Genomic DNA, 12,741 nt, shown 5'->3' with positions numbered 1-12,741 from the left:
TTACGCAGCATGTTTCATGAACAATTGCCCACATTTGGATGACAACATCTGACTAAGTTGACCATGCACCACCCAGACCGATTTCCTTTAATTCAACCTTGCATCAACGGCGCGCTTGAGGAGGTTGTCATTGCGGTGATTTTTCTGGAAAATTCGATATATAAAAGAATACATAACGAGAGGGTGTTTATGGCCAGGAAACGAATGCAGGTTGTGCTGGTGGCGGTTGCGCTGCTGCAAATGCCATCCATGGCGCTGGCAAAGGATATCAGGGTGACTTATGCCGGTTCCATGGGCAAAGTAATGGACCAGGGGTTAGGTCCGGCCTTTTCCAGAGCAAATAACGACGGCTATCAGGGGCAGGGCCAGGGTGCATACGGGATGGCACGCCTGCTTGCAAGCCACAAAATTGAGGCCGATGTGTTTGTCTCCATCACCCCGGGGCCGATGCAAATTCTCAAAGACGCCGGGCTGATAGATGAGGCGGTCCCTGTCGCCAGTACCAGCATGGTGGTCGCTTACAGTCCTGAGGGTAAATATGCAGCGCAGTTTGAACAGGCCAACAGAAAGAAAGACGGCTCGTGGCTGACTCTGCTGACGCAAAAAGATGTCTTATTTGGCCGCACCGATCCTTATGTCGACCCAAAAGGCCAGAATATTGTGTTTAGCCTGATGCTGGCGGAAAAGTATTACAACAAGCCGGGCATCACCGATAAAATTTTAGGCTCGCTGCAAAACCCACAGCAGACTCATCAGGAAGCAGGGCTGCTGGCGCGTCTGGAAAGCGGTCAGGTGGATGCAGCAGCGGGATACGAGAGTGAAGTTCGCTCAGCGCATTTGCCGTATGTCGCGCTGCCGGATGAAATAAACCTCAGCAACCCGGCGATGACGAAACAGTGGTATGACACCGTCAGTTTTACCATTAAAGACAGCAAAGGCCAGGATCAAATTCTGCACACTCAACCAATGGTGTTCTATGCGGCGGTGCTGAAAAACGCGCCGAATGGTGTAGAACAGGGACAAAAGTTCGTATCGTTCATGCAAAGCGCCGAGGGGCAGAAATTGTTCAAAGCGTTTGGCTACGCCGAACCTAAAGGAGACAGCTTATACGCCCGCTAAGAAAACCGGGCTGGGTGGCGGGGTGGTTATCTCTGCCCGCTATCCTGCTGTTAAGTATCCCCTTTATCACGCTGATTAGCGTCACGCCCTGGCATCATCTGAAGCTGGCCTGGCGCGACGACAGCGCCATTGCCGTCTCAATGGGACTGGGTGTGCTGGCGCTCGGAATTATCATTCTTATCGGCATGCCGGTGGCATGGTGGCTGTCACAAGCCACGGGTCGAAAACGATTGATCGGTGAACTGCTGGTGATGATCCCTCTGCTGACGCCACCGCTGGCAATGGGGATTTTGCTGGTTTCGGCTTTCGGGCCTTATGGCGTGATTGGCCGCTGGCTTTCACTGTTGGGAGCTACGCTGGTAAATAATCCGGCGGCGTTTGTGCTGGCTCAGGTTTACGGCGCTTTGCCTTATTTTATCGTGGTGTCGCGTTCGGCGTTTGCCACTGTTCCCAAAAATATTCTTGAAGCGGGACAAACGTTGGGAGCTTCTCCCTGGAACCGCTTTCGTTTTCTTACCTTACCCCTGGCATTGCCTGGGCTGGCTTCTGCCGTAACACTCGCCTGGGTTCGCGCGGTAGGCGAGTTCGGGATCGTGATGATCTTTGCTTATTTCCCGCAGGGTATACCGGTAAAGCTGTATACCAATCTGCAAAATGACGGGGTGGACACAGTATATACTTTGCTATGGATGCTGCTGGTAGTGACGCTTCCCCTGCCAATGGTCTGCTTTGCTCTTGGCAAACGAATGGCCAGGAAATGAACACCCCTTAGATCGTCCGTTCCTCGTTCATAGCGGATGAGCTTGCTCACGTTTCCTTTTCAGCGGGCTACCTCGAATAACCCCAAACCGGATTCTTCATAAAAGGCCACACACAGAAACCTCCAGTCAGACTGAAAGTACAGGGCAGGAAGAAAATGTGGCGCGCGCTGGATATGTCTTACAATCGGATCGGTGGGATTATGCTGGGGGAACCATGGAGGCGTAAATCGGTACGTCGCGATAGCGGAAGAAATTACGCAAAGTTAACGTTGTATGCTCTTTGTCTCCCGAAGCCAGAACCGGGCTTTGCGCCCGGTTACTCTTGTATTAACCACATGTCCGACTCTTCGAACATCTCCTCAAGCATGCGGTTGAGCTTTTCACGGTCGCTTTTGCTGGCGTCGCTGTTCAGGCCGTTCGCTTGCATTGGCTTAACCGTCACGCTGGCATCAGGAAAAATCCGGTGCACGCGTTTTGTCAGCTCGGCCAGGATGATTTCCCTGGCTCCCTCCAGCCCCTGTACGTTTCGCTTGTCATAAACCAGTTCCACAAACATGATTGTTTACCTTATGGATATTACGCATGTGATTCAGCCTGAACGTAAAATACTACTGTATATGGGTACAGTCAAACGGCGTTCAGACTAAAGCATTGTCCAGAGCAATGCAGACAGCGTTGCCAGCCCGCCCAGAACAACCAAAAACACCGTCACGCCGCGAAGCTCTGCCAGCGAGGGGCGGGTGTATATGAGGTACGCCGGGATAAGGAACAGGATCACCGCGATCAGTGGTCCGCAGAACATTTCAATCAGGCTGAGCACATCCGGATTGGCATAAACAATGCCATAGGTCAGCAGGAACAGCGCCAGAGAGGCCAGCCGCTTGCTGGCGTTGGCCTTTTTGCCGGATACGCTGGCAGCCAACTGACCAAACGTTTGTGCGACCGACAGACCTACGCCGAGGAAGGATTTCGTCATACCGATGATAGCGATGAGCGGGGCAATGTGGTAAATCAGGCTGAAATCACCGTTTCCCTTCATCACCGACAGCACATTCAGGTTTTCCGCCTTCGCTCGCACAAAGTTGTCATGGGGGATCCCCAGCACGCAGCTCAGCACGAAAAAGAGGATACTGGCGAAGATAGCTAAGTAGGCGATACGGATCACGAACAGTGCCTTTTTCTCACCCTCCGCTTTCCTCTCCCGGTAGTAAGAGCTCAGCGGGGAGACCATAGGCGCACAGCAAAACGAGAAGGTAATAAGCGGCAGCGTCAGCCAGATATTTTTCAGCGTTACCGGCAGCGGCGTGGCGTTCATTTCAGCGGCCGTATCGGTCAGGTTAGACAGATGCCATCCCGGGATAAGTGATACGGCGATCAGCAGTACAGATGCCGCGAACGGCAGTGCCAGTGCGCTCATAATGGCCACGACTCTGTCCCGGCCCTTGCTAAGCACCACATACAGCGCAGCAACCACGATAAACGACAATGGCCCACGGCTGATGGCGGTAATATGCAGATGCTCCACCAGTAAATTACTCAGCGCATTAATCAGCGCCACCCCGTAAACCAGGGTTACCGGGAAGAAGGTCACACAATAGAACAGGGTGATCAGTTTTTCACCCCTTCCGCTGAAGAAGGAGCCGAAGATCGGCAACGTGCCGTTTTCAGTCTTCTCTTCACGCATATATACACGACAAAGGAGTAAATGGGGGATCAGGGATAACGGCAGCCCCAGCAGGAGCATAACCAGAAAAATAACCGGACCACGGGTGCCGATTTCCACGGGAAGGAACAGTGTTCCCGCTCCGACGGCTGTACCATAAAGGCCCAGCGTCCAGATATTATCCTGCCAGTGCCAGTTAGAGCGTGTTGTAATATTAGCTGAGAGAGTTGTGGCTTTATTCATCATATTTTACCGCGTTGTTAGAGGGGCGACGACTTATTTAGTTTTTATCTGTCTGTAGTCGTCGCTGCGCCATTACGTCACGGGTGGGAGGGGTTTGATGTTGCATACCGAAAACCTTATGTGTATGCCTGCAATAACTATCGTTATTCTTTGACGATGCTTTAACAGGCGGTTAATTAAGAAAGGGATTTGTTAAATTAACGAACAAATAACGACTGACTTTCCCTGCCTGCACGTCTGTTAATTAAAGAATAAACACCCCGTTTTATTAAGTACCATAAGGCGCCATCATATTGAAGGGGGGCTTATTTAATTATTTTATTGGGCGTGAAATTATCCCGTTATGCCTGAAATTAAAAAACAGAATGTAGACAATCGCGTAACCCGCTCGTAGCTTTCGAACCGTCTTGTAACATAACGCTCTCTTTATGGTGGCGAAGGGGTTCAGGACGTCGTATGCCTGCTATTAAACGCCCCATAAGAAAATCCTCTTCTATACTCAGTTACGTTTAGTGAAATATGCCGCCGCTCCACACGTCGCGTTCCCTTAATAGCGGCGGGCAGCAGGGGTATATATTCACGAAAACGCCTTAATAATGGTCAATTTTGCATTTTAGAGGGGGTTTCCTGGTATGTTGCATTCTCAATCCTCGCGGGTCGGTAGCATTTTGCTGCTGCTGACCGCGATAATAGCCTTCGCGGTGGCGCTATACGCCTGGTGGACGCCGCTTACCGGCGTCACTGGCACCATTGGCGCACTGGGCGTGGTCATTGCCAGCGTAGTGCTGGCGATCCTGACCTTTATGTTACGTGCGGCATCGCGTCGCGGGGCGCGCGTTTTTCTGATTATTGTCACCCTGGTGGTGTTGGCGGGTATTGCTTTCGCCGCCGCGCTGCTGCACCAGTACATCATAACGGCAGCCATGGTGGTCGGCCTGATTGGTCTGATTATGCTGAGCAGCCATTCCGCTCGTTACAACCATCCCGTCAGAAGCTGAGGAGCCGCCCGTGCACAACGATAAGCATTATCCCTTCATAAAAGTCAGCATGACGGCGCTGGCGCTGCTGGTCGCTCCGTTCGCGCTACAGGCGCAGGATAAGGCCGCTGAAGCCTCGCAGGGGACACAGGAATCACTGAACATTGATGCGGCCGATCAGCAGGCGCCCGGAACCACAAAAACCACCGACGATGCCTCAACCGGCAACGGTGATGGAAAGAAAGTCGCCTCGGCCAGCCAGCCAGCGACGCCGCTGGTGACCGGCACCGCCACCTGGGACAGCTTCCACGGCCAGCTTAACGCGCAGAAATACAGTCCCCTGACCCAAATTACGGCGGATAACGTCGGGAAATTAACGAAAGTCTGGGAGTTCCATACCGGCGACGTCTCGGATGGTAAAGGCGATACGCCAGCTACCGTCTGGTCCGCAACGCCCATTTTCGCCAACGATACGCTCTACATCGGCACGCCATTCGATCGCCTGATTGCGCTGGATCCGGGGACGGGTAAAGAGAAGTGGCACTATGACACCAAATCGTCGCGCAAGGCGCTGACCCAGCCGGTGCTGAAAAATCGCGGCGTTTCCTACTGGCAGGCCAAAAATCCGGTGACAGGTGAGGCATGCCAGAAGATGGTCTATATGGGCACCGTTGACGGCAAGCTCTTTGCGCTGGACGCCGATTCAGGCAAACCGTGCAGCGGCTTTGCGAACAACGGCGTGCTGGATCTGAACCAGTGGAACACCGTTAACGCGAAGTATCCGCTCTCTGTCCTGCAACCGCCAACCGTTGTCGGCAACCATCTGCTGGTGGGCTGGGCCGGGAAGGACTGGGCCTATGCCGAAGCCCCTCCGGGCACCGTATTTTCAGTCAACGCCCAGACCGGTAAGCTTGAGTGGACCTTTGAGGCGATCCCGGCAGAGATCCGCAAGCGTACCGGTACCGCCAACGTCTGGACGCACATGTCCGCCGACGAGGCTAACGGGCTGGTCTATCTCCCGGTCTCATCGCCGTCTCCCAACTATTGGGGCGGCAACCGCGTAGACGCTATTCCGCTTGGCACCTCGACCACCGCCCTGGACATCAACACCGGTAAAGTGGTCTGGTCACGTCAATGGGTACACCACGACGTCTGGGATTACGATATCAACTCCGCCCCGACGCTGATGGACATCACCGTAGACGGCAAGCAGATCCCGGCGCTGGTGCAGGCCACCAAGCAGGGTTTCCTGTTTGTGGTTAACCGCCTGACGGGGGAGGACGTATGGCCAATCGAAGAACGTCCGGTTCCGCAGGGTGATGGGTCGGTCCAGGGCGAAGTTCTCTCGCCCACGCAGCCATTCCCGACCAAACCCGCGCCGCTGCTCGACCAGTCGAAAAAACCGGAAATCTGGAAGCTGGCGGATATCGTCGGTGGCGGCCAGTGCTCCCGCCTGTGGGATAACCTGACCTATGAGGGAATGTATACCCCGCCAACCACCAAAGGCGAAGGCACGCTCACCTATCCCGATAGCGCCGGCGGCGTCCAGTGGGGTGGGGTGGCGTTCGATCCGCAAAAACAGATCGCCATCGTCAACACCTCGCATATCGTCCAGTACGTGAAGCTGTACAGCCGTGAGGATTACGATAACGCAGACAAAGACTCCGGCAACGAAAGCGGCTTTGCCCCACAGGAAGGCGCCCCGTACGGTATGCGTCTGCTGGTGGCGAGCAACTGGCTTGGCATGCCGTGCTGGCAACCGCCGTTTGGTGAAATCGTGGCGCTGGACATGCACACGGGCGATGTGAAATGGCGTCGTCCGGTTGGCGCCTCCCAGCAGTATGGCTTTTTCATGCCGGAAAGCTGGGGTTCGCCTACCATTGGTGGTCCGGCAGTGACGGCGGGCGGCGTGATCTTCATCGGTGCTTCAATGGATGCCAAAGTGCGTGCCTACTCGGTAGAGAGCGGTGAAGAGCTGTGGTCCGATCAGGCCGAAGCTCCGGCGGTAGCGAACCCGTCCGTCTATGAATATAAAGGTCGCCAGTATGTGGCCTTCGTGGCAGGTGGGAATACGATCCTGAAGGATCAGGTGGGCGATCAGGTAGTGGTCTACGCCTTGCCGGAATAATTCAGCAGGAAGGGGAAATAAGCGTGGGGCCTGCGGGCCCCACTTTATTTTGCAGTAGTCGTTTTACCGACGCGTTATTTATCGGCTGATGCGCCAGCACGTGTTGACATCTGCTCGGCGGACTTCAGATGCTGCTCAACGACCGGAGTGTGCTCGTTGGCCAGAGCCTTCACATCCGGATCGTCGATTTTACTGGCGTCGCTCTTAAGCTTCGACAGCACCTTCTCGTGGTCCTTCACGCCAGCATATTCCATATACATTTTGTCAAAAGCGTCACCGCGCTGGTTTTCCAGCCTTGAGTTCAGGGCTTTATGCGCGGCGTCTGGCTCGGTCGGCAGCTCCACGCCCTTTTTCTGGGCAACGGTCTTGACTTTGGTCAGCGCGGCGCCGTGATCGTCGACCATTTTCTGAGCGAATGTTTTCACTTCACTGGTTTGGGCCTTGTCCAGGGCGAGCCTGGCGGCGGCGACTTCGTTGATATTGGCCTGCGCCATGTCCTTCAATGCTTTCTCGTCGCCGGAGCTGAGTCTGGCGTCCGGTTGAGCCTGGCCCGCAGTTTGAGTTTGCGCGGCGCTGGTTGTCTGGGCTTGTACGCCAACGGTGCTGAACATTGCTGCAACTGCTGATACGGCTAGCAGCCTTTTCAGGGTTTTACTCGTGTGCATATTGTTCTCCTGATGGTCATGGTACAGGTAAGTTTCAATTGCTTCAGGCGCAACCGGCAGATAAATGACGACTGCACAGGTCAGTATAGTAGATGAACCTGCTGCACCCGCTGTTCAGGTCAGTGATGGCTGGTCGTGATGCTCAATCCTTCTACAATATTGATACGGATCATTTACATATTTGCTGCTAATGTTAAATATATAGATTCATCAACAGGAGGAATGATATGAAAAAAGCACTATTAGGGAGTGTATTGGCTTTAACAGTAGCAAGCTTCGGCGCATCTGCGGCAGATATGATTTCCAAGGATGAAGCGCACCACTTCAAGCTTGAATACCTTGGTAATGTATCTGTAGGGGCTTCAGGTGGACAAATTTCTTCACCTTCAGATCTTCATCAAAAGCTCTCAAAACTGGCAGACGAGAAGGGCGGGAAATACTACGTCATCATCGCTGCCCGCGAGCATGGCCCTAACTTCCAGGCCGTCGCAGAAGTCTTTAAATAATTTTCTCGGATAACACAAAAACCCGCTTATGGCGGGTTTTTGCTTACAGACAGCCAAAAAAATGCCCCTGATGCGGGGCGAGTGTGAGTCAAAGCTTTTCTTATGTTTTTCTGTTTTGTGCTCTAAGGCTTTGGGACAATAACACCCTGTTCAAATAATGCAATTAAATGCGACGGCAGCATACGTTACACAGATAGTCTACTCTTTACATACAGTTATGGTGAAAGGCAGTTAATCGTTAGCTGTCGCCTGCTGGAGAATGGAAACAGTAAACGGTTGCAAGAGGTAAACATGAACGTTGACGCACTGACGCAAAAGGCAGAAGAAGAAATTTCAGCGCTTATAACCAAAAAAATTTCAGAGTTACGTAAAAAAACAGGGCAGGAAGTGTCTGAAATTGAGTTTATCGCTCGTGAAGCCATGACAGGCCTCGAGGGATATGAGGTAAAAATCAAACTTATTTAATCAAAATTATTACCTGTTTCGGGACACTGGATAAAGCAGAGCGGCAAACGTCAGCCAGGACTATCCTGCGCGTGGCAGGATTGAAGCCCAAAAAGCCCGGTGACGCTGCGCTTACCGGGCCTACAATTAACGCAATCCACAGGCCGGGCAGGGCGTAGCCGCCACCCGGCTTACCAGGCTTACACTATCGCGTTCGGGCACGCTTCGCCCTTTTCGAGTTGACGCAAATTCCCCAGCGTGGTTTCCGAAATGCTGATCAGCGCTTCGGCGGTCAGGAACGCCTGGTGCCCTGTGAACAACACGTTGTGACAGGCAGACAGGCGACGGAACACGTCGTCCTGGATCACGTCATTAGATTTATCCTCAAAGAACAGATCGCGTTCGTTCTCGTACACATCCATACCCAACGCGCCGATTTTTTGCGTTTTCAACGCTTCGATAGCCGCCTGAGAGTCGATCAGCCCGCCGCGGCTGGTATTGATGATCATCACGCCGTCTTTCATCTGGTCGAACGCCGACTGGTTAAGCAGATGATAGTTCTCCGGGGTCAGCGGACAGTGCAGGGAGATAACGTCAGACTGCGAGAAGAGCGTTTTCAGATCGACATACTCCACGCCCAGCTCCAGCGCAGCGGCGCTTGGGTACGGATCAAACGCCAGCAGGCGCATGCCAAATCCTTTCAGGATGCGAAGGGCGGCCACGCCAATTTTGCCGGTACCGATGACGCCTGCGGTTTTACCGTACATGGTAAAGCCGGTCAGCCCTTCCAGAGAGAAGTTAGCATCACGGGTTCGCTGATAGGCACGGTGAATACGACGGTTGAGCGACATCATCATCCCGACCGCATGTTCTGCCACGGCTTCCGGAGAATAGGCCGGGACGCGAACGACCTTCAGACCCAGCTCTTTGGCGGCATCGAGATCGACGTTGTTAAAGCCCGCGCAGCGCAGGGCAATGTATTTCACGCCCTGTTTTTTTAACTCTTCCAGCACCGGTCGGCTACCGTCGTCGTTAACGAAGATACACACGCCTTCGCAGCCGTGGGCGGTTTTAGCCGTCTTTTCAGTTAGCAGAAAGTCGAAAAATTCAAGATCGAAACCGTACGTCTCGTTAACATGTTGCAGATACTTTTTGTCGTACTGCTTTGTGCTATATACCGCGAGTTTCATAAGACTTTCTCCAGTGATTTTGGAACCACGTTAGCATGTTTAAAATTATCTTACAATTTTTCAAAATTCATTGAAATCAATAAGTTCTATGAATTATTGTAGAGCATCTACTCTTAAAAATGGCATTACCTTCAACTGACTGGCTAAACATGCGACAATGAGCGGCAAGAACGGCTTATTTTTTTTCGCAAAATCAGGATATTAACTGCCCATGAAGGGTAAATACAAAGCCGCAATCGCGCTATTACTGCTGCTATTTCTTGTGCCGCTGACGCTGCTGATGACGCTCGCCCAGTGGGTACCCACGCTCGCCGGGATCTGGCTCCCCGTTGGAACGCGCATCGCGTTTGAAAAAAGCCCACGGCTCACGCGTCACGCCCTGATCATCCCCGATCTCCGCTATCTGGTAGAAGAGTGTGAAATTGCCCGCGTGGAAAACGTGACTCTGTCACACCCCAGCCGCTGGGATCTGGATATTGGCGCACTTGAACTTAACTCTGTCTGCCTGAGCAAATTACCGCAATCGGCGCCATCTACGGTGGCGCCGAAAACGCTGGCGCAGTGGCAGGCCATCCTGCCCAACACCTGGCTGACCATCCATCGCTTTACCCTTTCTCCCTGGCAGCAGTGGGAGGGTGAGCTGCATGCCTCACTGACGCCAGCCCGCCAGGACATCACCTATAACGGCGAGCAGGTGAGCATTAAGGGGCAGTTACGCGGCCAGACCCTTTCCATCAGCCAGTTCGATGTGCAACTGCCGGATCAGCCGCAGCCCGTGAAGCTGGTCGGTGAATTTACCCTGCCGCTGGTGCCGGACGGCGTGCCGGTGAAAGGGCATACGGTCGCGACCTTTAACGTGCCACAGTTATCCTCGCTGGTCGATGCCGAACTGGACTGGGAGGACAATCAGGGCCAGCTGGTGGTCATGGCGCGGGACAACCCCGATCCGCTGCTCGATTTACCGTGGCAGATCACCGCTCAGCAGTTGACCATCAGCGACGGACGCTGGAACTGGTTAGCCTCCGGCGTGCCAATGAGCGGACGCGTCGGGCTGAAAGTGGATAACTGGCAGCAGGGGCTGGAGAAAGCCACCTTCACGGGGCGGCTCAACGTGCTGACCCAGGGGGATGCGGGTAAGGGCAACGCGGTGCTGAATATCGGTCCCGGCTCGCTCAGTATGGATAACAGCGCTATGCCGCTGCACCTGAGCGGGGAAGCCAAGCAAAACGATCTGATCCTGTATGCCAGACTCCCGGCGAAGCTGACCGGCAGCCTTTACGATCCGCAGCTTACGTTTGAACCCGGCGCTTTATTGCGTTCGCGCGGGCGCATCATCGACTCGCTGGATATCGATGAGATCCGCTGGCCGCTGGCGGGCGTGAAGCTCACGCAGAAGGGCGTGGACGGCCGCCTGCAAGCCATTCTGCGGGCGCATGAAAACGAGATGGGCGATTTTGAGCTGCATCTGGACGGCCAGGCTAACGACTTTTTACCGGACAACGGTGTGTGGCAGTGGCGTTACTGGGGTAAAGGCAACTTCACGCCGATGAACGCGCGCTGGGATGTCCGGGGAACCGGGGAGTGGCGCGACAACGTTATCGAACTGACCGATCTTTCTACGGGTTTCGACAAATTGCAGTACGGCACGATGCTGGTCAGCAAGCCACGCCTGGTGCTGGATCACCCGGTGCGCTGGTCGCGGGACCCGGATAACCCCACCTTTAGCGGCGCGCTCGCGCTTAACGCCGGGCAAACAAGCTTTTCAGGCGGAAGCGTGCTGCCGCCGTCCGTTTTGACCTTCAGCGTTGACGGGACAGACCCGACGGTGTTCCAGTTTAAAGGGAACCTGCATGCGGACGACATCGGCCCGGTCCAGGTGAATGGACGCTGGGACGGCGAACGCCTTCGCGGTCAGGCCTGGTGGCCAAAACAGTCTCTTACGGTGTTTCAGCCGCTGATCCCGCCAGACTGGAAAATGACCCTGCGCGGCGGCGAAATGTACGCGCAGGTGGCTTTCTCCGCGGCCCCCGATCAGGGGTTTGAGGCCGGGGGGCACGGGGTGCTGAAAGCGGGCAGCGCGTGGATGCCGGATAACGAGATCAACGGCGTGGATTTTGTTCTTCCGTTCCGCTTAAGCCAGGGTACCTGGTCGCTGGGCACGCGCGGGCCGGTAACGTTACGAATCGACGAGGTGAAAAACCTGGTCACAGCCCGAAATATCACCGCGGATCTCCAGGGCGATTATCCCTGGACCGAAGCGAACCCGCTCCTGCTCACCAACGTGAAGGTGGAAGCGCTCGGCGGGAAAATCACCATGCAGCAGTTGAGAATGCCGCAGCACGATCCGGCTTTACTGCGCGTGGATAATATTTCCTCCAGCGAACTGATAAGCGCGGTGAATCCGAAGCAGTTTGCCATGTCCGGCCCGGTGAGCGGCGCGCTGCCGTTCTGGCTGGACAATGAAAAATGGATCATTAAAGATGGCTGGCTGACCAACCCGGGGCCGATGACGCTGCGCATCGACCAGGACACGGCGGATGCCATTGTGAAAGACAACATGGTTGCCGGGGCGGCGATCAACTGGCTCCGCTATATGGAAATTTCGCAGTCGTGGACAAAACTCAATGTGGATAATCTGGGTGTGTTAACCATGCAGGCGGCCATTAAAGGCACCAGCCGCGTCGAAGGTAAAAGCAGTTTCGTAAACCTGAATTACACCCATGAAGAGAACATTTTTACCCTCTGGCGCAGCCTGCGCTTTGGGGACAATCTGCAAACATGGTTTGAGCAACATGCGGCGATACCCCTTCTCCGCAGTTCGACAGGCAAGGAAAGTGAGGAACAACAATGAAAAAGAGGGCTGGTGTACTCACCGTGGCCGTCGTCGCGCTGCTATCAGGCTGCACGCCGCGCATTGAAGTGGCGGCGCCCAAAGAGCCGATCACCATCAACATGAACGTGAAAATCGAGCATGAAATCCATATCAAGGTGGATAAAGACGTTGAAGCCCTGCTGAAATCCCGCAGCGATCTGTTCTGAGGATGT

General features: G+C 54.3%; 12 protein-coding genes. 8 read left to right on the top strand and 4 right to left on the bottom strand.

The window, feature by feature from the left end:
* Positions 1 to 204: 204 nt before the first annotated feature.
* The gene (locus tag H2Z33_RS20390; RefSeq protein ID WP_063135131.1) at positions 205 to 1,119 is read left to right on the top strand and encodes an extracellular solute-binding protein; all 915 of its coding nucleotides are present in this window, start codon (positions 205 to 207) and stop codon (positions 1,117 to 1,119) included.
* Positions 1,120 to 1,133: 14 nt separating this feature from the next.
* The gene (locus H2Z33_RS20385) at positions 1,134 to 1,880 is read left to right on the top strand and encodes a molybdate ABC transporter permease subunit (protein ID WP_017384530.1); all 747 of its coding nucleotides are present in this window, start codon (positions 1,134 to 1,136) and stop codon (positions 1,878 to 1,880) included.
* Positions 1,881 to 2,196: 316 nt separating this feature from the next.
* Here the strand turns inward: H2Z33_RS20385 and H2Z33_RS20380 are convergent, their stop codons facing one another.
* Together H2Z33_RS20380 and H2Z33_RS20375 are read right to left on the bottom strand one after the other, a co-directional pair.
* Entirely contained in the window at positions 2,197 to 2,436 is a 240-nt protein-coding gene (locus H2Z33_RS20380; protein ID WP_003857390.1) for a DinI family protein, read from the bottom strand.
* Positions 2,437 to 2,523: 87 nt separating this feature from the next.
* A complete protein-coding gene (locus tag H2Z33_RS20375) occupies positions 2,524 to 3,786 on the bottom strand; it encodes an amino acid permease (protein ID WP_020480531.1) in 1,263 nt (420 codons plus the stop codon).
* A 632-nt stretch (positions 3,787 to 4,418) separates the two neighbouring features.
* Between H2Z33_RS20375 and H2Z33_RS20370 the strand changes: the two genes are divergently transcribed.
* Together H2Z33_RS20370 and H2Z33_RS20365 are read left to right on the top strand one after the other, a co-directional pair.
* A complete protein-coding gene (locus H2Z33_RS20370; protein WP_032104048.1) occupies positions 4,419 to 4,784 on the top strand; it encodes a hypothetical protein in 366 nt (121 codons plus the stop codon).
* Between the two features lie 10 nt (positions 4,785 to 4,794).
* Complete coding sequence (locus tag H2Z33_RS20365; protein ID WP_032671104.1) at positions 4,795 to 6,891, top strand: pyrroloquinoline quinone-dependent dehydrogenase; 2,097 nt, start codon at positions 4,795 to 4,797, stop codon at positions 6,889 to 6,891.
* Positions 6,892 to 6,965: 74 nt separating this feature from the next.
* Here the strand turns inward: H2Z33_RS20365 and H2Z33_RS20360 are convergent, their stop codons facing one another.
* Positions 6,966 to 7,556: a DUF4142 domain-containing protein gene (locus H2Z33_RS20360; RefSeq protein WP_017694065.1), complete on the bottom strand. Its 591-nt coding sequence runs from the start codon at positions 7,554 to 7,556 to the stop codon at positions 6,966 to 6,968.
* Between the two features lie 227 nt (positions 7,557 to 7,783).
* Here H2Z33_RS20360 and H2Z33_RS20355 point away from each other — a divergent pair, with 227 nt between their 5' ends.
* Positions 7,784 to 8,062 carry a DUF1471 domain-containing protein gene (locus H2Z33_RS20355; RefSeq protein WP_003857380.1) on the top strand — a complete coding sequence of 93 codons (279 nt, stop codon included), beginning with the start codon at positions 7,784 to 7,786 and terminating at the stop codon, positions 8,060 to 8,062.
* Positions 8,063 to 8,353: 291 nt separating this feature from the next.
* Entirely contained in the window at positions 8,354 to 8,527 is a 174-nt protein-coding gene (locus tag H2Z33_RS20350) for a GnsA/GnsB family addiction module toxin (RefSeq protein ID WP_006808842.1), read from the top strand.
* A gap of 179 nt (positions 8,528 to 8,706) precedes the next feature.
* Here the strand turns inward: H2Z33_RS20350 and H2Z33_RS20345 are convergent, their stop codons facing one another.
* A complete protein-coding gene (locus H2Z33_RS20345) occupies positions 8,707 to 9,696 on the bottom strand; it encodes a 2-hydroxyacid dehydrogenase (protein ID WP_017384525.1) in 990 nt (329 codons plus the stop codon).
* A gap of 211 nt (positions 9,697 to 9,907) precedes the next feature.
* On the opposite strand from H2Z33_RS20345, the gene H2Z33_RS20340 reads away from it, so the two are divergent.
* Complete coding sequence (locus H2Z33_RS20340; protein WP_063135132.1) at positions 9,908 to 12,547, top strand: YdbH family protein; 2,640 nt, start codon at positions 9,908 to 9,910, stop codon at positions 12,545 to 12,547.
* Positions 12,544 to 12,735 carry a YnbE family lipoprotein gene (locus H2Z33_RS20335; RefSeq protein ID WP_003857369.1) on the top strand — a complete coding sequence of 64 codons (192 nt, stop codon included), beginning with the start codon at positions 12,544 to 12,546 and terminating at the stop codon, positions 12,733 to 12,735. Before H2Z33_RS20340 ends, H2Z33_RS20335 begins: the two co-directional genes overlap by 4 nt.
* Positions 12,736 to 12,741 lie beyond the last annotated feature (6 nt).

The organism is Enterobacter sp. YSU (genome assembly GCF_016082135.1).
GTDB classification, from domain to species: Bacteria; Pseudomonadota; Gammaproteobacteria; order Enterobacterales; family Enterobacteriaceae; genus Enterobacter; species Enterobacter hormaechei_C.
Note: the sequence above shows the minus strand (reverse complement) of the source record. Positions and strands in the feature narration are given on the sequence as shown.

Excerpts from the sequence above, each read along its gene's own strand:
- H2Z33_RS20390 (WP_063135131.1), top strand. The coding sequence starts at position 205 with ATGCAGGTTGTGCTGGTGGCGGTTGCGCTGCTGCAAATGCCATCCATG.
- H2Z33_RS20380 (WP_003857390.1), bottom strand. The coding sequence starts at position 2,436 with ATGTTTGTGGAACTGGTTTATGACAAGCGAAACGTACAGGGGCTGGAG.
- H2Z33_RS20375 (WP_020480531.1), bottom strand. The coding sequence starts at position 3,786 with ATGAATAAAGCCACAACTCTCTCAGCTAATATTACAACACGCTCTAAC.
- H2Z33_RS20370 (WP_032104048.1), top strand. The coding sequence starts at position 4,419 with ATGTTGCATTCTCAATCCTCGCGGGTCGGTAGCATTTTGCTGCTGCTG.
- H2Z33_RS20360 (WP_017694065.1), bottom strand. The coding sequence starts at position 7,556 with ATGCACACGAGTAAAACCCTGAAAAGGCTGCTAGCCGTATCAGCAGTT.
- H2Z33_RS20355 (WP_003857380.1), top strand. The coding sequence starts at position 7,784 with ATGAAAAAAGCACTATTAGGGAGTGTATTGGCTTTAACAGTAGCAAGC.
- H2Z33_RS20350 (WP_006808842.1), top strand. The coding sequence starts at position 8,354 with ATGAACGTTGACGCACTGACGCAAAAGGCAGAAGAAGAAATTTCAGCG.
- H2Z33_RS20345 (WP_017384525.1), bottom strand. The coding sequence starts at position 9,696 with ATGAAACTCGCGGTATATAGCACAAAGCAGTACGACAAAAAGTATCTG.
- H2Z33_RS20340 (WP_063135132.1), top strand. The coding sequence starts at position 9,908 with ATGAAGGGTAAATACAAAGCCGCAATCGCGCTATTACTGCTGCTATTT.
- H2Z33_RS20335 (WP_003857369.1), top strand. The coding sequence starts at position 12,544 with ATGAAAAAGAGGGCTGGTGTACTCACCGTGGCCGTCGTCGCGCTGCTA.